The sequence below is a fragment of the Telluria sp. ZB2R32 genome (assembly GCF_059685715.1).
Genome location: NZ_JCASIG010000001.1, coordinates 371,141 through 392,728, shown reverse-complemented (window position 1 = coordinate 392,728; position 21,588 = coordinate 371,141). Strand labels below are relative to the sequence as shown.

At 63.9% G+C, this 21,588-nt stretch carries 21 protein-coding genes; 13 read left to right on the top strand and 8 right to left on the bottom strand.

Annotated features, from left to right (window positions below; all coding sequences use genetic code 11):
- Positions 1 to 116 precede the first annotated feature (116 nt).
- Both AC56LG_RS01680 and AC56LG_RS01675 read left to right on the top strand, forming a co-directional pair.
- Positions 117 to 782 carry a thiol:disulfide interchange protein DsbA/DsbL gene (locus AC56LG_RS01680; protein ID WP_497164401.1) on the top strand — a complete coding sequence of 222 codons (666 nt, stop codon included), beginning with the start codon at positions 117 to 119 and terminating at the stop codon, positions 780 to 782.
- Positions 779 to 1,093, top strand: a complete 315-nt coding sequence (locus tag AC56LG_RS01675; protein WP_497164400.1) for a hypothetical protein — start codon at positions 779 to 781, stop codon at positions 1,091 to 1,093. The genes AC56LG_RS01680 and AC56LG_RS01675 overlap by 4 nt, the downstream gene beginning before the upstream one ends.
- A gap of 214 nt (positions 1,094 to 1,307) precedes the next feature.
- Here the strand turns inward: AC56LG_RS01675 and AC56LG_RS01670 are convergent, their stop codons facing one another.
- Positions 1,308 to 2,612: an ATP-binding protein gene (locus AC56LG_RS01670; RefSeq protein ID WP_497164399.1), complete on the bottom strand. Its 1,305-nt coding sequence runs from the start codon at positions 2,610 to 2,612 to the stop codon at positions 1,308 to 1,310.
- 370 nt (positions 2,613 to 2,982) lie between these two features.
- Between AC56LG_RS01670 and AC56LG_RS01665 the strand changes: the two genes are divergently transcribed.
- On the top strand, positions 2,983 to 3,837 hold the full coding sequence (locus AC56LG_RS01665) for a MipA/OmpV family protein (protein WP_497164398.1): 855 nt from the start codon (positions 2,983 to 2,985) through the stop codon (positions 3,835 to 3,837).
- A gap of 2 nt (positions 3,838 to 3,839) precedes the next feature.
- A complete protein-coding gene (locus tag AC56LG_RS01660; RefSeq protein WP_497164397.1) occupies positions 3,840 to 4,538 on the top strand; it encodes a hypothetical protein in 699 nt (232 codons plus the stop codon).
- Positions 4,539 to 4,545: 7 nt separating this feature from the next.
- On the opposite strand, the gene AC56LG_RS01655 is transcribed toward AC56LG_RS01660, so the two are convergent.
- From AC56LG_RS01655 to xseA, 5 genes are all read right to left on the bottom strand, one after another.
- Complete coding sequence (locus tag AC56LG_RS01655; RefSeq protein WP_497164396.1) at positions 4,546 to 5,244, bottom strand: response regulator; 699 nt, start codon at positions 5,242 to 5,244, stop codon at positions 4,546 to 4,548.
- Positions 5,245 to 5,416: 172 nt separating this feature from the next.
- Complete coding sequence (locus tag AC56LG_RS01650) at positions 5,417 to 6,880, bottom strand: aminotransferase class V-fold PLP-dependent enzyme (protein ID WP_497164395.1); 1,464 nt, start codon at positions 6,878 to 6,880, stop codon at positions 5,417 to 5,419.
- 32 nt (positions 6,881 to 6,912) lie between these two features.
- Complete coding sequence (locus AC56LG_RS01645) at positions 6,913 to 7,380, bottom strand: Rid family detoxifying hydrolase (protein ID WP_497164394.1); 468 nt, start codon at positions 7,378 to 7,380, stop codon at positions 6,913 to 6,915.
- 277 nt (positions 7,381 to 7,657) lie between these two features.
- Entirely contained in the window at positions 7,658 to 8,236 is a 579-nt protein-coding gene (locus AC56LG_RS01640) for a superoxide dismutase (RefSeq protein WP_497164393.1), read from the bottom strand.
- A 108-nt stretch (positions 8,237 to 8,344) separates the two neighbouring features.
- On the bottom strand, positions 8,345 to 9,706 hold the full coding sequence (gene xseA, locus AC56LG_RS01635; protein ID WP_497164392.1) for an exodeoxyribonuclease VII large subunit: 1,362 nt from the start codon (positions 9,704 to 9,706) through the stop codon (positions 8,345 to 8,347).
- A 1,216-nt stretch (positions 9,707 to 10,922) separates the two neighbouring features.
- Here xseA and AC56LG_RS01630 point away from each other — a divergent pair.
- From AC56LG_RS01630 to AC56LG_RS01600, 7 genes are all read left to right on the top strand, one after another.
- On the top strand, positions 10,923 to 11,531 hold the full coding sequence (locus AC56LG_RS01630; RefSeq protein WP_497164391.1) for a MotA/TolQ/ExbB proton channel family protein: 609 nt from the start codon (positions 10,923 to 10,925) through the stop codon (positions 11,529 to 11,531).
- A complete protein-coding gene (locus tag AC56LG_RS01625) occupies positions 11,531 to 11,971 on the top strand; it encodes an ExbD/TolR family protein (protein WP_497165007.1) in 441 nt (146 codons plus the stop codon). The genes AC56LG_RS01630 and AC56LG_RS01625 overlap by 1 nt, the downstream gene beginning before the upstream one ends.
- A gap of 44 nt (positions 11,972 to 12,015) precedes the next feature.
- The gene (gene lpxK, locus AC56LG_RS01620; RefSeq protein WP_497164390.1) at positions 12,016 to 13,050 is read left to right on the top strand and encodes a tetraacyldisaccharide 4'-kinase; all 1,035 of its coding nucleotides are present in this window, start codon (positions 12,016 to 12,018) and stop codon (positions 13,048 to 13,050) included.
- On the top strand, positions 13,031 to 13,201 hold the full coding sequence (locus AC56LG_RS01615; RefSeq protein ID WP_192055511.1) for a Trm112 family protein: 171 nt from the start codon (positions 13,031 to 13,033) through the stop codon (positions 13,199 to 13,201). The genes lpxK and AC56LG_RS01615 overlap by 20 nt, the downstream gene beginning before the upstream one ends.
- Before the next feature lie 10 nt (positions 13,202 to 13,211).
- Positions 13,212 to 13,976 (top strand): 3-deoxy-manno-octulosonate cytidylyltransferase, encoded by a 765-nt coding sequence (gene kdsB / locus AC56LG_RS01610; protein ID WP_497164389.1) that lies wholly within the window; start codon positions 13,212 to 13,214, stop codon positions 13,974 to 13,976.
- A 181-nt stretch (positions 13,977 to 14,157) separates the two neighbouring features.
- A complete protein-coding gene (gene adk / locus AC56LG_RS01605) occupies positions 14,158 to 14,814 on the top strand; it encodes an adenylate kinase (protein ID WP_192055507.1) in 657 nt (218 codons plus the stop codon).
- Positions 14,815 to 15,088: 274 nt separating this feature from the next.
- Positions 15,089 to 17,254, top strand: coding sequence for a sodium-translocating pyrophosphatase (locus AC56LG_RS01600; protein ID WP_497164388.1), 2,166 nt, complete (start codon positions 15,089 to 15,091; stop codon positions 17,252 to 17,254).
- 309 nt (positions 17,255 to 17,563) lie between these two features.
- Here the strand turns inward: AC56LG_RS01600 and AC56LG_RS01595 are convergent, their stop codons facing one another.
- Together AC56LG_RS01595 and AC56LG_RS01590 are read right to left on the bottom strand one after the other, a co-directional pair.
- Positions 17,564 to 18,091, bottom strand: coding sequence for a DsbA family protein (locus tag AC56LG_RS01595; protein WP_497164387.1), 528 nt, complete (start codon positions 18,089 to 18,091; stop codon positions 17,564 to 17,566).
- A gap of 104 nt (positions 18,092 to 18,195) precedes the next feature.
- Entirely contained in the window at positions 18,196 to 19,494 is a 1,299-nt protein-coding gene (locus tag AC56LG_RS01590; protein ID WP_497164386.1) for an acetyl-CoA hydrolase/transferase family protein, read from the bottom strand.
- A gap of 176 nt (positions 19,495 to 19,670) precedes the next feature.
- On the opposite strand from AC56LG_RS01590, the gene AC56LG_RS01585 reads away from it, so the two are divergent.
- Both AC56LG_RS01585 and AC56LG_RS01580 read left to right on the top strand, forming a co-directional pair.
- Positions 19,671 to 20,273: a hypothetical protein gene (locus AC56LG_RS01585; protein WP_497164385.1), complete on the top strand. Its 603-nt coding sequence runs from the start codon at positions 19,671 to 19,673 to the stop codon at positions 20,271 to 20,273.
- 376 nt (positions 20,274 to 20,649) lie between these two features.
- A complete protein-coding gene (locus tag AC56LG_RS01580) occupies positions 20,650 to 21,408 on the top strand; it encodes a 3-hydroxyacyl-CoA dehydrogenase (protein ID WP_497164384.1) in 759 nt (252 codons plus the stop codon).
- Positions 21,409 to 21,588 lie beyond the last annotated feature (180 nt).

Sequence of the window (21,588 nt, the reverse complement as noted above, 5' to 3'; positions counted from 1 at the left end):
TAAGCGTGCGTTACAGCCGTAAGCAAATGCAAAAAATCGCGCCGGCGCCGGAGGGGTGGCCGAAAAAGTGGTAATCTCGCGATCGTTTTCTTCAATTACCGAACAGAGGATCTTTCATGCGCCGTTCCCTGCGTCTTGCCATCATTGCCGCCAGCCTGGTCGCCAGCACCGCATTTGCTTCGCCCACCAATCCGCAAAGCGGCGTCGAGTACACGACGCTGGCCACGCCGCAGCCGGTGCAAACCGTCGGCAAGAAAGTCGAAGTCGTCGAATTCTTCGCTTACCACTGCCCGGCATGCTATGCATTGGAACCTGGCCTCAAGGAATGGGTCAAAAAGCAGGGTGACAAGATCGTGCTGCGCCGCATCCACCTGCCGTTCCAGGGCGCGGCCGATCCGGAAGCGCACCTGCACCTGACGCTGCAGGCGATGGGCAAGGAAGAAGAGTTTCACAGCAAGATCTTCAACGCGGTGCACGTGGGACGTGTGCGCCTGATGAAGGATGAACAGATCATCGACTGGGTCAGCAAGAACGGGATCGACAAGGCGAAATTCATGGAAACCTGGAATTCCTTCGGCGTCATGACCAAGCTGCGCCGCCAGGGCCAGCTGACCACCAACTACCAGGTCAGCGGTACGCCGACGATCATCGTCGACGGCAAGTACCAGACTTCGCCGGGCCAGGTCGCCGACAAGCTGAAAATCCAGGGCACCCCGCAACTCATGCAGGCGCACTTCCAGGTCCTGGACGCGCTGGTCGCAAAGGCAGCCGCCACGAAATGAGCGAAGGTGAACGCAAAGTCCTCGAACTGTACGAGGGCGCCCGCCCCCGGGACGAGAATTTGTTCGAGACCAGCAACGTGAATCACTGGGCCTGGTCGCTGGCCATCATCCTGTTCGGCCTCGTGATCTGGCTCTGCATTGCCCTCATCAATGCGGAAAACCAGCGCTACGCCCTGATGACGAACCGGTGCCCCGACCCGGTCTTCAAGACCGGCGTCGACAAGGCCTGCCTCTACACCGTGCGTTCGCGCGACCACTGGTGGGAACACCTGTGGTACGGCTTCACGCACGTCAAGCCGGATCCGAAATAAGCTGGAAGAGGGCGGTTGTGCCTGGCGCTGCCGTCCGGCTGCCCTGGGAACGGTACCGGACATGTTGCGGTATGCATGGGCACGAACGCGCGGGCATGCCCGCCCTACGGTACACCCGGCCCGACCATATGCACCGAGATAATTGTAGGGTGGACTCCCGAGTCCACGCGTAACGCCGGCACATCGAAACGCAACGCCCGGCCACCGCAACCAATCACCCCTGCGGCACCACCACCACGAACCGCGCTCCACCCAATACCGATTCCGTCACCTGCACCGTCCCCCCGTGCAGCCCCACCGCCTTGCGCGCAATCGACAACCCGAGCCCAAACCCTCCGGTGGCCCGGTCGCGGCTGCGGTCGAGCCGGTAAAACGGTTCGAACACATGCTCGCGCTCCTCGAGCGGAATCCCCGGCCCGTCATCCTCGACCGCGATCGTCACCCGCGCCCCATCGCGCCGCGCCGTCACCCGGATCGTCGACGCCGCATACTTCTGCGCATTCCTGACCAGGTTCGACAAGGCCCGCCCCAGCAGCCGCGCATCGGCCCGCATCTCCCCGACCTCCGCCGCGCAATCGATGTGCAAGGCCGGTTGCGCCGGCGGCAGGCTCGCCTCGACCGTGCGCAGCAGTTCCGCCACGTCGAGTGTTTCCAGCAGCAATGCCTGGCCGCTGTCGAGGCGCGCCATGCCGAGCAATTCGTTGACCAGGCTGTTCAGTTCCGACAAATCGCCTTCCATCGCCGCGATGCGCTTCTTGAGAACCGGGTCGTCGGTGCGCGCGTCGAGCAGCTCAAAGGCGAATTCGAGGCGCGCGATCGGCGTGCGTAGCTCGTGCGAGACCGAATGCAGCAGGTTCTTTTGCGACACCAGCAATTCCTCGATGCGGTCGGCCATGTGGTCGATGCGCTCGGCTAGCGGGTAGATGCTGGCCGAAGGGCGCATGCGCGCCCGCGCCGACAGCTTGCCGGCACCGAATTCGTCGGCCACGCGCGACAGCGATTGCAAGCCCTGCCAGTGCGAGCGCGACCACAAGGCGATCGGCAGCAGCAGGGCCAGCGCCACGATCACGTAGCGCACGGCTTCCATCTGCAGCGCCAGGCTGACGTCGATCGGCAGGTCGCGCGCGTGGATCACCTCGTCCTCGCTGCCGATGTAGCGTTCGCCGCGCAGGTCGACGCGCCGGTAAAAGGATTTGCCGCCGACGTCGAGCACGACGTCGCCACGGTCGAGCGCGCCCAGGCTGGCGGCGGGCAGGAACGTGCGCGCGGTGGTGATCGGAATCAGGTCGTAGCGCGTGTCGGACACTTCGCGCACCCGGTTCAGGCGCGCCAGCCACTCGTCGGCGGGCGCGGCATCGACGTACTGCTCGATCAGGAAGATCTGCGCCGAGGCCTGGCGCCGCGCGATGTCTTCCAGCGGATCGCCGAACAGGCGACTCATGGCGAAATAGATGACGAAGGTTGCGGCCGTAATCGACAGCATGACCAGCATGAAGAAACGAAAAAAGATCCGGTTCACCCGAATCCTCGCGCATCGTTTTCGCCTTGCCGTTTCACCGCCATTCGTTTTCTCCCATCGACATTGTATAGGAGCAAACATTTCAGCGCAGGCTTACAAATTCACGACAATTCGTCGACATCTGATGTGAAAATTGAAACAGGCAAGCGGTTAGGATGATTCCTATCAGGTTTTCCGTTTGCCCACTCGGCATGCGAGTGTCAGTGGGTTTTTTTATTCCGGTCGCCGCCGCGCGTGCGACCACCCGAGCGCCGCCCTGCCATGCGGGGCGGGCTCTTCCAGTTATTTGCACACGGGAAAACAAGACACTTGGGAGCCAGGCTTGCCTCAACGTAAAATACTGGCATCCAGGCTTTCGATTCTTTCACCCATGACCAAGCTTTCCGCCATGGCCGCCCTGGCGTTTTCCGCTGCCGCGGGGGGCGCCGCTGCGCAGATGCCGGCGACCAATCCGATGCCCGACGGCAGCCGCGACATGTATGTCGGGCTGGGCCTGGTGTCGGCGCCGCGCTACCAGGGCGCGCAGGGCAGCGAGCGCGCGGCCTTGCCGGTGCTGCAGGTCCAGTGGAGCAATGGCGCCTTCGTGTCCGGCATGCGCGCCGGCATTCACCTGTCGCGCACGCCGCAAGTCGAGTTCGGTCCCTTGCTGGAATTGCAGCCACGGCGCGACCGTGAAGGCACCGGCGGCGAGTTCGACGGCGTCGGCACAATGCGGCTGAACCTGGTCGCCATGCCGCTGGCCGCCAGCGGCGGCGACCGGCTGGCCGGCATGCCGGTCATGCGCCGGCGAGTGCAGGGCGGGGGCTTTCTCAACTATTACCTGACGCCCGACTGGCGTTTCACCGGCAGCCTGCTGTACGGCGCTGGCAATGCACGCAACGGCAGCAAGCTCGAGCTGGGCGTGCAGCGCCTGGCGATCGCCGTCGCCCCGCACCACCGGCTGGCGTTCGACGCCGGCGTGACCGTGGCCGACCGCCGCTACAACATGGCCTTCTTCGGCGTCAGCGAATTCGACTCGTTTACCAGCGGTAATCCCGTCTTCGCCGCCGGCGGCGGGCTCAAGGATGCGCGCCTGGGCGTGCGCTGGCACTGGGCCTGGTCGCCCGCCTGGATGCTGACCTCGCAGGTGCAGGCCACGCGCCTGCTGGGCAGTGCCCGCCAGAGCCCGCTTGTCGAGCGGCCGACCAACCTGACGGTTTCGACCGCCATCGCGTACCGCTTCTGACGATGCCACTGGCCAGCCACCTCACTGCCTGCTGCACCCTGGCGCTCGTTGCCCTGTCGGCCTGCATGCAGGCGCGCGCCGCCGACTGGGTCAGCTATCGCGACGCCTACCGCGCCATGGTCGTCTTCGAAAAATACGGCGGCCAGAAGAACTTCCTGCTCAGCCAGTTGCAAGTGGCGCCGCAGGAGCGCGGCGCCTCGCTCGACGGCGTGCAGCTGACGCTGGCCGGCAAGACGAACCAGGTCAAGCTGCCGCTCGATCCGCTCGGCCGCACGCCGTTTCCGCTGCTCAAGGGCGCCTACGACGAGAACGTCGCCCTGCTGCTGAGCCGCCGGATCGGCAACTTCAACCTGCGTCCGCGCGTGTCGATCGCGTTGCAGCCCGACGGCGTCTACGAGGAAGGCGAACTGCGCGCCGCCTGCGAACAGGCGCTCGGCTTCGCCCGCTACCGCGACGGCTCGCTGCGCACGCGCCAGTGCGGCGGCGTGCGCTTCGTGTTCGCCAAGCGGGCAGGGGAGGTAAATGTGCGCCTGCACCGTGCCGATGGCGGCGACGTCACGCTGGCCGTGGCCCCGGGCGTGGCTTTTCCGGGCGACAGCGACGACGGCTTCCCGACCGTGCTGTACCGCTTCGGCGGCAACGAGCGGGTGCAGCTGGTGACGGCCGATCCGCCGCTGGCGATCGTGCCGTTGTTTGAGTAGGCATAGACTAGCCCCAGGCCGACGGGGAGAAAAGATAACCTTCTCCCCACACCGTCTTGATCTTCTCCGACTTCGCATCGTCGAACTTGCGCCGCAATTTCGAGATGCAATTGTCGATACTGCGGTCCAGTCCGTCGAACTCGATGCCGCGCATCTTCTTCAACAGCTCGTCGCGCGACAGCACGCGGCCGGCGGCCTCGGCCAGGACCAGCAGCAGCTTGTATTCGGTATTGCTGAGCACGCAGAGCTGGTCGCGCCAGTACACGGTGCGGTCGGCGCCGACGATGCGCAGCGCGCCAAAGACGAGTTCGCCGCTGTCCTGTGCCGACCTGGGCGCGGTTTTCGGCTGGGTGCGGCGCAGCAGGGCGCGCAGGCGCGCCAGCAGCACGCGCGGCTGGACCGGCTTGTTGACGAAATCGTCGGCGCCTTGCTCCAGGCCCGAGACTTCGTCGTAGGAATCCTCGCGCGCGGTCAGGATCAGGATCGGCACCTCGGATTGTTCGCGGATCTGGCGGCACACGACCATGCCGTCCAGGCCGGGCAGCATCAGGTCGAGCACGACGATGTCCGGCGCAAACGCCTGGAAGCGCGCCAGCGCCTCGTCGCCGCGCGTGACCAGCTCCACCGCGAATTCGTAGCCGGACAGATATTCGGTGACGAGTTCGGCCAGGCGCGCGTCGTCTTCCACCAGTAATACTCGGTACATACAGGTCTCCTCTCCCGATATTGTATAGAAGCAATCGCGTTGGCGCAGGATTACTACATTCTGGCGACAGTTCGATACATTTTCGGTACAAATCGACGAGATCGCCACTCGCATACGGGATTCGAAAACGAAAAGAGCCGCACATGGCGGCTCCTGGAAGGTAGAGGAAAAATCAAGCCATCTTTGCGCTCAGGTCCCGCATCGCGTCGACCAGCTTGTCGACGTCATGCACGCTGGTCCACAGGTGCGTGGAAATTCGCATCGCGTAATGGTCGCTCGGCGCGCCAACCACCGGCACGTTCACGTTGCGGATCACGAAGCCCGGGCTGTAGTCGCTCAGCAGGCGCGCGACGAACTGGCCCGACTTGGCGCTGTCGAGGATGTCGCTGGGGTTGCGGAAGGGATTGAACGAGGTCAGCGCCGACACCAGTTTCGGATCGTCCTTCGGCGAATACAGGCTGCCCACGCCCCAGAATTCGGCAATGCGTTCCTTCAGGTAAGCCGACAGGGTGAGGTCGTAGGTCTCGACCTTCTTGCGGCTGAGCTGGTCCCACACGCCGCAGGCCGAGACCAGCGCATGGTGCATCGGCGTGTGCAGGCTGCCGCACGCGGTGATCACCGACGCGATATCGTAGGTCGCGGTGCCGTTGGTGGTGCGGGGGCGCGGCGTCCAGCTGCTGGTGTGGATCGGATACCAGTTCGGCAGGGGCAGGGGATTCGAGGCGCGGATCTTGTTGCGCACCACCAGGATGCCGGTCGAGCCGGGGCCGCACTGCCACTTGTGGCCGGCGCCCGACATGAAATCCATGCCGAAGTCCGCATAGTTATACGCCATCATCCCCGGCAGGTGGGCGCCGTCGACAATGCTGATCAGCTCGTTGCGCTTGGCCACTTCCATCAGTTCGGCGATCGGCAGCATGGTGCCGGTTTTATACGTCGGCGACGACCACATCATGGCGCGCACCCGCTTGCCCTGCGTGCGCAGTGCGCGGATCTGGTTGTCGAACAGCGTGACATAGTCTTGCGCGGTCTGGTTGTTGCCGACCGGGAGCGACACGCGCGAGATCTCGATGCCGTAGCGCGCGGCTGCAATCGCCAGCGGCACGTCGCCGCCCGGATGCTCGTGGTTGGTGGTGACGACCACGTCGCCCGGATTCCATTGCAGGCCGAGGATCGCATGGCACATGCCGGACGAGGTGTTGGCCGAGAACGCCAGCTCGTCCGGATCGACGCCGAAGCCGGGCGCCACCTGGGTCCGTTCGGCCAGCAGGTTGGTGTAGCCGCTCAGGCACTCGGCCGCCTTGGCGCGGTTTTCCTGGTCGAACAGGTCGAGCGACACGATCGGCATCGAGCCGGCGGTACCGACGTTCATGAAGCGCTTGGCCGGATTCAACGGGAACATCGCGTTCACCGTGGCCCAGAAGCGCTCGTCGGCCAGCAACTGGTTGCGCAGGTCGTCGGCGCGGCTGCCGGCATGGCCGCTGCTGCAACCGGTCAGCGGGGCGAGGGTGGCGGCCAGCGCGCCGGACCCGAGGATGCGCAGGAAGTCGCGCCGGTTGCGGCTCCAGTGTTCGGGGACGGTGGCGAGGTCTGTCGGGGAACCGGTGTTGTCGTGTTTTACCGTAAGGTCTTGCATCCTGGTCTCCTGTTGAGTTATCGATGCCGCATTCAGCGGCGTGCCGCGACGATGGCGATTTCGATGGCGGCGTCACGCGGCAGGCGTGCCACCTGGATCGTTGCCCGCGCCGGTGGATCCTTCTTGAAGTACTGCCCGTAAATCGCGTTCATGGCCGCGAAATCGTTCAGGTCGCGCAGGTAGACCGTGCTCGAGACGACATCCTCGAAGCCCAGCCCCTGCGAAGCCAGCCCATGGCCGATGTAGTCGAGAACCAGCCTGGTCTGCTCCTCGGTGGTCGCGCCCTCGATGGCGGTGCCGGCCTTGTTCAGGGCGATGATCCCGGAGAAATAGATCAGCTTGCCGTGGCCGATCATTTGCGAGTACGGCCCAATGGCCGGGTAGATCTTGTCGGTCGACAGGACGACCTTGCCGCCGCCGGCGCCGGGGATGGCGCAGCCGCTGAGGGCGAGCGCTGCAGCGATGGCACAGGCCGAGACGATGCGTTTTTGAATGTCCACGCTTTCTCCTTGATCAATGGTCTTGAATAAATTGCTAAGAATCAGCAAATGTGCCGGACCATTAGACGCTCGATTGCGCACTGGAACAGTGCGTCGGTGTCAGCCCTTGTGATGGATCAATCTGTTGCTGGGAAAGCGTTGTGGGAACGCAGCGTCGTATGCGGGCGGCATGCCAGGACACGGTATGAGAGAGGCGTGGCACAAAAGAAAACGGCCCGCTCGATGAGCGGGCCGTTCATGGCTCGTTCCGGCCGTAGCCGGACAAACGCTGCTGGTATTACGCCAGGTTCTTGTTGACGAATTCCCAGTTGACCAGGTTCCACCACGATTCCACGAACTTGGCGCGGGCGTTGCGGTAGTCGATGTAGTAGGCATGTTCCCAGACGTCGCAGGTCAGCAGGGCCTTGTCGTCCGACGCCAGCGGGGTGTGGGCGTTCGAGGTGTTGACGATGTCGACGCCGCCGTCGGCCTTTTGCACCAGCCAGGTCCAGCCCGAACCGAAATTGCCGACTGCCGACTTCGAGAACTCTTCCTTGAACTTGTCGAACGAACCCCACTTGGCGTTGATCGCATCGGCGACCGGGCCGGTTGGCGCGCCGCCGCCGTTTGGCGTCATGCAGTTCCAGAAGAAGGTGTGGTTCCAGACCTGGGCCGAATTGTTGAAGATGCCGCCGGACGACTTCTTGACGATTTCTTCCAGCGACATGTTTTCGAACTCGGTACCCTTGATCAGGTTGTTCAGGTTCGTGACATAGGTCGCGTGGTGCTTGCCGTAGTGGTATTCCAGGGTCTCGGCGGAGATGTGTGGCTGGAGGGCGTCTTTTGCGTACGGCAGCGGTGGCAGAGTATGTTCCATGTCTTATTCCTTTATTGGTTAGCAACGAATTAATTCTTCGGAAACGGCGCATATTCTAAACCGGATGGGCGGACGCTGCTTGTTTGCTGGCGAAAGCACAAGTCTCCCTTACTCCAGCCGGTTCTGGACGCTCGATACTTTCACTTCGGCACTGCCTTCAGCCAGGCGCACCGTCAGCACCTGGCGCGCCTTGATCTCGCCCGGTTTGCGCAGCGCGTGCCCTTCGGCATTGCTGACGATCGCATAGCCGCGCTCGAGCGTGCGCTGGGGATTGAGCAGTTCCAGCTGGGCAGCCAGGGCATCGAGTGCGTCGCGCCGCTGTTTGACCGCGCTGCACAGGCTTGCGTTCAGGTGGCGGCCTTCGGAGATGATCTGGGCGCGCAGCGAGCGCACGTCCGGGCGGTGGCGCGCCCAGCGCTGCTGCAGCTGGGCCAGCAGCAGGCCGCCGCGGTTGAGCGGCGCGCGTACGGCATGACTCGAGCTCGCGGCCATGGCGCGCAGTTTCAGGCGCTGGTGCGCGATCTGGGCGGTTGGACTGAGCAGGCGGCGACTGAGGTTATCCAGCCCCTGGTTCGCTTCGGACAGCTGGCGCCGCATGGCGCGGCGCAGGTCGGTGGCGTCCGCCGCGAGCGAACTCATCCAGTCGTCGCGCGGGGTGGCGGCCAGTTCCGCCGCCGCGGTCGGGGTGGCGGCGCGCATGTCGGCGGCGAAGTCGGCAATGGTGACGTCGGTTTCGTGGCCGACGCCGGCAATCACGGGAATGCTGCAGGACGCGATCGCGCGCGCCACCACTTCTTCGTTGAAACTCCACAGGTCTTCGATCGAGCCGCCGCCGCGGCAGACCAGCAGCACGTCGACCTCGGCGCGGCGCGACGCCGTCATGATCGCCTCCGCAATCCTGTCGGCCGCGAACTGGCCCTGCACCGGCGCCGGGTACAGCACGATATGCACGTGCGGCGCGCGCCGCTTGAGCGCGGTGAGAATGTCGCGCAGGGCCGCGGCTTGCGGACTGGTGACGATGCCGATGCTGCGCGTAAACAGCGGCAGCGGGCGCTTGCGGTCCTGGTCGAACAGGCCCTGGCTGGCGAGCTTTTCCTTCAGGCGCAGGAAGGCCTCATATAGCTGGCCGACGCCGGCGCGGCGGATCGCCTCGACATTGATCTGGTAGTCGCCGCGCGCGCCGTACAGGGTCACCAGCGCGCGCACCTCGACCTTGTCGCCTTCGCGCGGCACGAAGCCGGCGTACTGGGCGCGGCTGCGGAACATCACTGCGCGCACCTGGGCGGCGTCGTCTTTCAGGGTGAAATACCAGTGGCCGGAACTGGCGCGCGTGAAATTCGAGATCTCTCCGCCGATCCAGGTCAGGGGAAACGAACGCTCGAGCAGGCGCGCCACTTGCGCATTCAGGGCAGTGACGGTGAGGACGGGCGGGGCGGCGTAGGTGGCGTCGGAATCTGGATTGTTCAGCATGGTCTATTGGCGGACAGTGGAGCGGAAAGCTTATGGCACAAGCGGCGCCGGGCGACAAGGGCTTTTTGTGCGAAATCGCCAGGCTATGGGTACGCCTTATTTGCTGGCAGCAAAGGTTGATTTGTTTAAAATCAATCACTTAAGAGGGGCGCCGTGCACTTGGACACAATCTTATCCACAGAAAATGTGGGGAACTCGGCAGTGCTGCTTGTCCACTGCCGTAAAAGCGTGCAGGCAGTGCTTTGTTATTTGTAATCAGCCACTTATCGATGCCGTGCTGATCTTGCGCACATTGTTTTCCACAATTTGTGTGCATAGACGTACAGGCTGGGTTAATACACGCCTTGGCCCGAGCATTTGATGCCGGGAATGCCGGTATGGCAGAGAATGTTTGCAAGATATGGGCTTGTGCAAAACATTTGAGCAGTGCAAATTTTTCCTTTGAAATCAAGGCGCTTGTATTAGCTCGAGGTGTTTCCTCACAATTTTGTCCACAGAAAATGTGCAGAAAGCTGGATGGGGTCCTTCATCACGGCAGGCGACTGGACTTCGGACACTATCGCCGGGTTTGCCACAAAAACAAGCAGGCTGTTTAATGCTAATCGAATCAAGCACTTACCTTGGCCGAACTGGGCTTGCGCACATTCATATCCACAGAAAGTGTGCAAAGCCGGTTGGCCGGCGGGCCAGGCATCGATCTCATGTGGACAAGAGCCGTTGCCTCATTTCGCGCCATAGGGTGTTTTTTGTTTTAAATCAATTACTTATCTTAGTGGCGAGGGTGTTGCACACAATTTTGTCCACAAAAAATGTGGGAAACAATCTGCATACACGGCTGTTTTGAACGTGCATCTGACATGCTGCATTTTTAATCGCGAAAATAATGCTGAGAAAAATCAAGTACTTAAGGCAGATGAAGCACCATTGCGCACAATTTTATCCACAGAAAATGTTTGCAAGTGACTGTCGGCAAGACGGAGGTGGTAATAGCCAAGCAGGCACACAAGACTGAAGTTTCTCTACATGCTGCATTATTGCGCAATGGATAAATTCCCTTAAAAATCAACATGTTTTGATGCAGCAGGGGTCCTTGCGCACAATTTTATCCACAGAACTTGTGCAGAACTGTACTTGCCGCATTGCTGCCAACTTGCTACATTGCCGGATTCGTTCTCATCCTTGGTTTCACTCTCTTCTTCATTCTTCAGGAGTTCACTTGTTCGCCATTCTTCAAGCCGCAGGCTGGCCCATCTGGCCATTGTTGATCGCCTCCATCGTCGCCCTGGCCTTGATCATCGAACGCCTGATTTACCTGCGCCGTGAAAAGATCTTGCCGAAGCAATTGCTTGGCGAAGTCATCCAGGTCTACCGCAACAAGAAGGCTACCCCCGACGTCATCAATACCCTCGAGCAGAATTCGCCGCTCGGGACCGTGCTCGCTGCCGCGCTGCGCAATGTCGACGCCCCGCGCGAAGTGATGAAGGAATCGATCGAGGAAGCCGGACGCGGCGTCTCGCACGGGCTCGAACGTTTCTTGACCACCCTCGGCACGATCGCTTCGCTGGCGCCGCTGATGGGCCTGTTCGGCACCGTGGTCGGCATGATCGAAATCTTCGGTTCGCAAAACGCCGCCGGCGGCGCCAACCCGGCCCAGCTTGCCCACGGCATCTCGATCGCGCTGTACAACACCGGCTTCGGCCTGGCCGTCGCCATGCCGGCCCTGGTGGCCTACCGCCACTTCCGCGCCCTGGTCGACAGCTTCATCGTCGACATGGAACTGCAGGCCGTGAAATTCGTCGACGTCGTGCACGGGGCGCGCAAATGATGGATTTCCGCCGCGGCCGCAAGCGCGAGGATCCGGAGATCAACCTGATCCCGTTCATCGACGTCCTGCTGGTCGTCCTCATCTTCCTGATGGTCTCGACCACCTACAGCAAGTTCACCGAGCTGCAGATCACGCTGCCCACGGCCGACGCCGAGAAGGTGGCCGACAAGCCGTTCGAGATCAACGTCACGGTCGACGCCAAGGGTAACTACACGGTGAACAACACGCCGGTCTCCTTCAGCAGCGTGGCCGGCCTCGCCGACGACCTCAAGGCGGCCGCCCGTTCCGGCCCCAACGGCCAGCCGGTGGCCGACCCGGTCATCATCGTCAATGCCGACCAGTTCGCCATGCACCAGATGGTGATCAACGTGCTGGAAGCGGCGCGCGTGGCGGGCTACGACAAGCTCACCTTCGCCGCCCAGACCGGCGGCAAGAAGTAAGCTGTACGCGAGCGGCGCCGGCTGGTGCTGCCCGCGTTTCTTTTATGTCTACAAACAGTTCCCTCGAATCGATCATGACGCGCGCCTGGCTGCGCCGCGGGCCGCTTGCCTGCGCGCTGTGGCCGGTTTCCCTGCTGTTCCGGCTGCTGTCGGGCCTGCGCGCCGCGCTGTACCGCCTCGGCGTCAACAAGGCGGGGCGCTTGCCGGTGCCGGTGATTGTGGTCGGCAATATCTTTATTGGCGGTACCGGCAAGACGCCGCTGACGATCTGGCTGGCGCAAGCGCTGCTCGACGCGGGCTTGCGGCCGGGCGTGATCTCGCGCGGCCATGGCGCCGAGGGAGAAGCGCCGCGCGCGGTGACGTTCCAGTCGAGCACGCTCGACGTGGGCGACGAACCGCTGCTGATCGCACGGCGCACCGGGGTGCCGGTGGTCGTCGCGCGCAAGCGTGTCGAAGCGGGCAGGGCGCTGCTGGCCGCGCATCCCGAGGTCGACGTCCTGATCACCGACGATGGCTTGCAGCATTACGCGCTGGCGCGCGACATCGAGGTCGTGCTGTTCGACGGCCGCGGTGTGGGCAATGGCTGGCTGCTGCCGGCCGGTCCCCTGCGCGAGCCGCCGTCGCGCCGGCGCGACTTTACGGTCGTCAATGCGCCGGAGATCACGCCCGCGCTGGCTGCCAGCGTGGGCGGTGCGCCGTATCAGATGCAATTGATCGGCGACACGGCCGAACAGTTGAACAACCTGTCCGAACGCCGGCCCCTGTCCGCTTTTGCCGGCCGGCGCGTGCTGGCGGCGGCCGGGATCGGCAACCCGGGCCGCTTCTTCGCCATGCTGCGCGGCGCCGGCTTGAGCTTTGCCGAACTGCCCTTGCCCGACCATTACGATTTCCGCGAGAACCCGTTTGCGGACGTCGACGCGGATGTCATCCTGATCACGGAGAAGGATGCAGTAAAATGTGGGCAACTTGAAAACCTGAAGGACGATCCACGCTTGTGGACCGTCCCGGTCACGGCGCGCATCGATGCCGCGCTGGCCGAACATATTGTGGAGAAATGTCGTGGACGCTCGCCTGCTTGATATCCTGGTCTGCCCGTTGTGCAAGGGACCGCTCGAATACGATAAGAAGGCCCAGGAACTGACGTGCCGCCCCGACCGCCTGGCCTACCCGATCCGCGACGGCATTCCGATCATGTGGGCCGACCAGGCGCGCAAGGTCGAGCCTGTCTAAGCGGGGCGCGATGAGCTTTACCGTCATCATCCCGGCGCGGCTGGCCTCGACACGGCTGCCGAACAAGCCGCTCGCCGATCTCGGCGGCAAGCCGATGGTGGTGCGCGTGGCCGAACGCGCCCGCGCCTCGGGCGCCGCGCGCATCGTCGTTGCCACCGACCATCCGGACATCCTGGCCGCCTGCGCCGCGCATGGCGTCGAGGCGCGCATGACGCGCAGCGACCATCCGTCCGGCACCGACCGCATCGCCGAAGTAGCGCGCGAACTCGGCCTGGGTATGGACGAGGTCGTGGTCAACCTGCAGGGCGACGAGCCGCTGATCGACCCGGCCCTGCTGGCCGCGTGCGCCGGCCGCATCGGAGAGGGGGTGCCGATGGCCACCTGCGCCCACCCGCTGCACGCCGCGGCCGACGTCTTCAACCCGAACGTCGTCAAGGTCGTGCTCGACAAGGCGGGCAAGGCGCTGTATTTCTCGCGTGCCAGCATTCCCTGGCACCGCGACGCCTTTGCCGCTACCCGCGACCGGCTGCCGCTCGACTATGCGCCGCTGCGCCATATCGGCTTGTACGCTTACAGCAACGCCTTCCTGCAAGCCTATCCGGGACTCGAACCGGCGCCGCTGGAACAGGTCGAAGCACTCGAACAGTTGCGCGTGCTCTGGCATGGCTATCCGATCGCGGTCCACGTCACCGACAGCGCGCCCGAGGGCGGCGTCGACACGCCGGAAGACCTGGCGCGGGTGCGTGCGCACTACCGGTCTGACTACTCATCTTGATCTGTGTGGCAATTGATTGTTGGACTGACTGCGGCATATCAATAAACCGATAATCAGCCGCTGTGATTGGCTTTGGGGCTTACTTTTGTGGTAAGTTTCGTTCCAAGGTAGTCAGATATGCATCAATTCGCATTTGTTGCCAACACAATTACAAATTTCAACATTGTTTTAGGAATTATTCATGCGTCTCATTCTGTTAGGAGCGCCTGGCGCCGGCAAAGGCACCCAGGCTAACTTCATCAAGGAAAAATACAATATCCCGCAAATCTCGACCGGCGACATGCTGCGCGCGGCGATCAAGGCCGGCACCGAGCTCGGCCTGGCGGCGAAAAAAGTAATGGACGCAGGCGGACTCGTGTCCGACGATATCATGATCGGGCTGGTCAAGGACCGCCTGCAGGAAGCCGATTGCGCCAACGGCTACCTGTTCGACGGCTTCCCGCGCACCATCGCCCAGGCCGACGCCATGAAGGACAACGGCATCAATGTCGACTACGTGCTGGAAATCGACGTGCCCGACGAACTGATCGTCGAGCGCATGAGCGGCCGCCGCTCGCACGCCGCCTCGGGCCGCGTGTACCACACCAAGTTCAACCCGCCGAAAGTGGCCGACGTCGACGACGTCACCGGCGAGCCGCTGGTCCAGCGCGACGACGACAAGGAAGAGACCGTCAAGAAGCGCCTGTCGGTCTACCATAACCAGACCGAAGTGCTGCTCGGCTATTACAACAAATGGGCGCAGTCGGGCCTGCCTGGCGCGCCGAAGTACCGCAAGATCACCGGCGTGGGACCCGTCGAACAAGTACGCGACGCGGCATTCGCCGCGCTGTCGGAGTAATACCCAGGCGGACAGCGATGTCCGCTTTTTTTTTCGTTCCCGGATGCACTCCGGGCGCCTGAGATCGGCTTCAGGGCAAGGCGCATGCGTCGAAGACAGTACGAGAGTACGGCGAGACGCATGCAATGCCGCCATGGAGCCGGTATCAGGTGCCCGGCGCACCATAGGTTTGTATCAAAGGTTTGCAGTACGCAGTGAGTCAGACTGCTTCGCCGAAGAGGTGGGCATCTTTCGTTGTGTTGTTGTGACTTGATCTGAAAACTAAGGGGACGATATGGCTGCAAACTATCTCGCGTTTGCCGTGGCATGCGGCGTCATCGCGGTACTCTACGGGCTCTGGGCCCGCGCCTGGATTCTCAAGCAGGACCCCGGCAATGCGCGCATGCAGGAAATCGCGCAAGCCATCCAGGAAGGCGCCTCGGCCTACCTCGGGCGCCAGTACCGCACCATCGGCATCGTCGGGCTGGTCTTGCTGGTTGCCATCTACGCACTGCTGGGCGGCCGGACCGCGCTCGGCTTCTTCGCCGGCGCCGTGCTCTCGGGCTGCTGCGGCTTCATCGGCATGAACGTCTCGGTGCGCGCCAACGTGCGCACCGCCCAGGCCGCCGCAACCGGCCTGAACCAGGCGCTGGGCGTCGCCTTCAAGGGCGGGGCGATCACCGGCATGCTGGTGGTCGGCCTGGGCCTCCTGGGCGTGACCCTGTTCTACTGGTACCTCACCGCGACCGGCGATGGCGCCCGGACGCGCCACGCCGTGATCGAGCCCTTGATCGGCCTCGCCTTTGGCGCTTCGCTCATTTCGATCTTCGCGCGCCTGGGCGGCGGCATCTTCACCAAGGGCGCCGACGTCGGCGCCGACCTGGTCGGTAAAGTCGAGGCCGGCATTCCCGAAGACGACCCGCGCAACCCGGCCGTGATCGCCGATAACGTCGGCGACAACGTCGGCGACTGCGCCGGCATGGCGGCCGACCTGTTCGAAACCTATGTCGTCACCCTGATCGCCACCATGCTGCTCGGCGCGCTGCTGGTCGGCGGCGAGAACGGCGCGGCGGTCGTCTACCCGCTGCTGCTGGGCGCGGTCTCGATCATCGGCTCGATCGTCGGCTGCTCGATGGTGCGTGCCCGCCCGGGGCGCAAGATCATGTCGGCCCTGTACACGGGCCTGTGGTGGGCCGCCGGGCTGTCGCTGGTCGGCTTCATCGTCGTCACCTGGCTGGTCTGGGACGACAGCGTCATGCGCGGCAGCATGCTGGGCTGCGCCATCGTCGGCATCGTGCTGACCGGGCTGATGGTCTACATCACCGAGTACTACACCGGCACCGACTTCAAGCCGGTGCGCCACATCGCCGAAGCCTCGACCACCGGCCACGGCACCAACATCATCGCCGGCCTGGGCGTGTCGATGAAATCGACGGCGTATCCGGTGCTGGTGGTCTGCATCGCCATCCTGGTGGCCTACCAGCTCGGCCAGCTGTACGGGATCGCGATCGCGGCGACGTCCATGCTCTCCATGGCCGGCATCATCGTCGCCCTCGACGCCTACGGCCCGATCACCGACAACGCCGGTGGCATCGCCGAGATGAGCGGCATGCCCGACTCGGTGCGCGCCATCACCGATCCGCTCGATGCGGTGGGCAACACCACCAAGGCCGTCACCAAGGGCTATGCGATCGGCTCGGCGGGCCTGGCCGCGCTGGTGCTGTTTGCCGACTACAGCCATGCGCTCGATACGGCCGGGATGTCGATGTCCTTCGAATTGTCGAACCCGATGGTGATTGTCGGCCTGTTCATCGGCGGCCTGATTCCCTACCTGTTCGGGGCGATGGCGATGGAGGCGGTGGGGCGCGCGGCCGGTGCGGTGGTGGTCGAGGTGCGGCGCCAGTTCCGCGACATCAAGGGCATCATGGCCGGCACCGGCAAGCCCGAATACCACAAGGCGGTCGACATGCTGACGGCCTCGGCCATCCGCGAGATGATCATCCCCTCGCTGCTGCCGGTGGTGGTGCCGGTGGCGGTCGGCATGCTGCTCGGTCCAGCGGCGCTCGGTGGCCTGTTGATGGGCACCATCATCACCGGCCTGTTCGTGGCCATCTCGATGACGACCGGCGGCGGCGCCTGGGACAACGCCAAGAAATACATCGAGGACGGCAACTTCGGCGGCAAGGGCTCGGACACGCACAAGGCGGCGGTCACCGGCGATACCGTCGGCGACCCCTACAAGGACACCGCCGGCCCCGCCGTCAACCCGCTCATCAAGATCATCAACATCGTCGCGCTGCTGATGGTGCCGCTGCTGCCGGCCGCCGGCTGGGTGGCCGTCTCGGAACCGGACGTCGCGCAACTGAAGTGGTCGCCCAAGCCGGGCGCCCAAAACGGCATGCAGCCGGCCAGCGCCGCGGCGCGCACGACAGTGGCGCAGGAGCCGCGTGAGCGGCATTGAAGGCTGTTCGATGCACACCAGCGGCTGCTGCCATTGCTGATAGCCGCTGTGCACCGTAGGGTGGGCTCCCCGAGCCCACGCGTACACCGCTCGAACATCGGCTCATTCATTATCGGCAACGTTGTTCGAAGGTCGCAGACGCGTTGGCTCGGGAGCCCAGACCGGGTAGGGTGGGCACTCGTGCCCACGCAGTCTCACCGCTCGTGCGCCAGCGCCTTCATTGTGGAACGTGGCCTGCATCACCGGCAACGATGTTCACATGGCGCAGACTGCGGCGCCCAGCCGTCAGTGAACAACATCAAGGCAGCCTCAAGCACCTCCCAGCGCTTCCTTGAGCGCCGCCGCCAGCGACGCATGATCCGAATCCCCGTGATAACGCTCGCCATTGATGAAGAAGGTCGGCGTGCCATGCGCTCCCAGCGCGCGGCCGCCTTCGGCATCCGCCTCGACCCGGCCGGCGTGCTTGCCTTCGTCGAGCTCGCGCGCAAAACGCTGCGCATCCAGGCCCAGGCTCGACGCTACCGCCGGCAAGGCATCTTCGTCGAACATGCCCTGGTTCTCGAACAGCGCGTCGTGCATTTCCCAGAACTTGCCCTGGGCGCCGGCCGCCTCGGCCGCTTCTGCCGCGGCGAAGGCGAACGGGTGCAGGTCGACCAGCGGCAGGTGGCGATAGACCAGGGCCACGCGTCCGCCATGCTGGCGCATCAGTTCGGTGAGCGCGGCATGCGCGCGGGCGCAATAAGGGCACTGGAAATCGCCGTATTCGACGAGGACGACCTCGGCATCGCGCTTGCCGCGCAGATGGTCATGTTCTTCGATCTTGATGCTGTTGCTCATCTTTCCTCCTGTATTCAAGCCTGCTGAGGAGGTCATCATGGCATGCAACACCGGCGCCTGCCGCGCGTTTCCGAACATCACCAATTGCCCGCTGGCGCAGGCGATCAGAACACGCACATCCGGTTCGCCTCGGCCCGCAATTCGGCGCGAAAATCCGGATGGGCGATGGCGATCAGTGCCTGGGCCCGCTCCTTGGCCGATTTGCCGCGCAGCTGGGCCACGCCGTATTCGGTGACGACGTAGTTGACGTCGTTCTTGCTGGTGGTGGCGTGGGTGCCGGGCGTGAGCGTCGGCACGATGCGCGAAATCGTGCCTTCCTTGGCGGTCGAGGGCAGCACGATGAAGGACTTGCCGCCACGCGAACGGTTGGCCGCGCGCACGAAATCGACCTGGCCGCCGGTGCCGGAATAGGGCAGATGGGCGATGCTTTCGCTGCCGCATTGCCCGAGCAGGTCGACCTGCAGGCTGGCGTTGATCGAGACGAGCTTGTCGTTTTGTCCGGCGATATACGGGTCATTCGTAAAATTCGACGGGTGCATTTCGAGCATCGGATTGTGGTGCATGAAGTCGTACAGGCGGCGCGAGCCGAGCGCGAAGGTCGCCACCATCTTCCCCGGCAGCAGGGTCTTGCGCCGGTTCGTCACCGCCCCGCATTCGACCAGCGTCAGGATGCCGTCGCCGATCATTTCGGTGTGTACGCCGAGGTCGTGTTTATGGGTCAGCTGCATCACCACCGCATCCGGAATGCCGCCGTAGCCGATCTGCAGGGTCGACCCGTCTTCGATCATGTCGGCCACGTATTTGCCGATCGCTTCCTGCACCGGACCGATAGTCGGGAGCCCCACTTCGAGGATCGGCTCCCTGCTCTCGACCAGGTGCGTGACCTGCGAAATGTGGACGTGGCAGTTGCCGTGGGCGAAGGGCACATTCGGATTGACCTCCAGCACCACCGCGCGCGCCTTGGCCAGCGCCGCCATGGTGTAGTCGGCGCCCAGGCTCAGTGCAAAATAACCTTGCGCGTTCATGCTGGAGGCCATCGCGAAGACCACGTCGGCCGGCATCAGTCCGCGCTCGATCAGGGTAGGGATCTCGGAAAAATAGTTCGGGATGAAATCGCACCAGCCGCCCTGGCCGCTGGCGCGCGAAGCGCCGCCGAAGAAGAGGGCGGCGTGGCGCACGTGCTGCGCCGTGTCCTGCTCAAAATAGCCGTACTTGCGCATCGCCAGGATCTGCGCCACGCGCACGTTGCGCCAGCGCGTGCGCTCGTTCGACAGCGCCGTGAGCAGGGTGGGCGGTTCGCCGACGCCGGTCGGCACGATGATCATGTCGTCGTCGCGCAGGTGTGCCAGCGCATCGAGGGCGCTGCCGCGCCTGGCTTCGTAGAGTTCCTGGACCGTCTGCATTGCCGTCTCCAATGTTGTTTTACGCCTCGGCGGGCGTATCGAATACCTAGGCTAACCCGGAAAGCTGACGCAAACATGACACGGCAACGATGGCTGCCAGCGGACGAAAGCGCGCGCCATGCGCGGCCGCGGCGGCAGATAATGGTTGCATGAATCAGCCGCCAATGGAGGCGAACATGAAGCACGCAAAACATTCGAAGCCGCTACGCGCCGTCCAGATCGCCCTGGCCCTGCTGGTGGCACTGGCGGCCAGCACGGCGGCAGGGCAGTCCCAGACGCAGGCGCCCCAGACCACGCCAGTCCCGGCGCCCACGGGACCCAGCTATGGCCCGGTGCTGCCTCCGCAGCCGCTGAAATCCGAGCCGGGCGCCCAGCCGGAACGGACCCCGCAGGCGCAGGAAGAAAAAGCCGGCGCCGCGCCAACCGGCCGCGCGCTCGAGGTCGACCCTTCGGCCCGTCCGGCGCCGCAGCCGGCAGCTCCGGCCAGGGCCGACAAAGCCAAGGAGCAGAAGCGAGCAACCAACCGCAGCGCCCGCCGCTCGGCGCCGCAACGGGTCGACGTCGTGCCCGCGGTCGTGCCGGGCGCGCCACCGCTGGCGGCACGGCCGCCCGCCCAGCCGACCGCGATCGTGCCCGGTCCGGCGCAGATCAACGGCTGCCTGGGCGGGACCTGCACCGATACGACGGGGACGACGTATAACACCGGCGCCGGCAACGCGGCCGTCAGCAGCCAGGGGCGGCTGTGCACGCGCAGCGGCAATACGATGCAGTGCTTTTGAGCCGGATGCCCGTCAGTTAAACCAAGTTTCCCGGGAAAGAATGATCAGACCCGTAAGGTGGGCGGCTAAACGCGAATGTGTGCAAGTTCGCTGCGTGGATGCCGCCCACGCGTTCAACCACACCTTGAAACTTCGCGACCGATCGCCCGCTGGCTGAACGCGTGGGCAGCGCATATGCCGCTGGTCCGCAAACTGACGAGTAGAGCCGCCCACCTTACGCGTTTGCGCATCGTTCTCGACATGACATGTAACTTGACCGGCACGGCTCTACGCTTTTACGACAAACGTGGTTTTTCCATCCAAAAATTCGCTACAATCTCCAGGTTGACGTTAACGTAAACGTCAAAACGACCGGACAAAGCGAAAAGGGAAAACCATGCAAATTCAGAACAATGTGTTCATCATCACCGGCGGCGCGTCGGGCCTGGGAGCGGCAACTGCGCGCATGATTACGGAAGCGGGCGGCAAGGTCGTCATCGCCGACGTGCAGGTCGAGGCCGGCACCGCGCTGGCAACGGAACTGGGCGGCCAGTTCGTCAAGTGCGACGTGACGTCCGAGGCCGACGGCCAGGCGGTCGTGGCCGCCGCCGTGGCCATGGGCACGCTGCGCGGCCTGGTCAATTGCGCCGGCGTCGCGCCGGCCGTGAAAACCGTCGGCAAGGACGGTCCGCATCCGCTGGACGTGTTCCAGCGCGCCGTCAACATCAACCTGGTCGGCACCTTCAACATGTCGCGCCTGGCGGCCGAAGCGATGGGCAATACCGAGGGAGCCGAGTACGGCGAGCGTGGCATCATTATCAATACCGCCTCGGTGGCCGCCTTCGACGGCCAGATCGGCCAGGCGGCCTACGGTTCCTCGAAAGCAGCCGTGGCCGGCATGACGCTGCCGATGGCGCGCGACCTGGCGCGCAGCGGCATCCGCGTGATGACCATCGCCCCGGGCATCTTCGAGACGCCGATGCTGATGGGCATGCCGCAGGAAGTGCGCGATTCGCTCGGTAAGATGGTCCCGTTCCCGCCGCGCCTCGGCATGCCGAAGGAATACGCCCACCTGGCCAAGGCGATCATCGAAAACGTGATGCTCAACGGCGAAACGATCCGCCTGGATGGCGCGATCCGCATGCAGCCAAAATAACGGGAACCGCGCAAAACCGTAGCGAGCGGCAGGCATGGTGGCCGAGAAGCGGAGCCGTATGGAAGTACGGTGAGCATCGCAGGCCGCCAGGCCAACGCGCAGTAGGTTTTCCGCGGTTCCAGAGCCATCTGACAATTTGATGTAGGATGCCAACGGTATCGGGCATGCGACCTGGGTCGC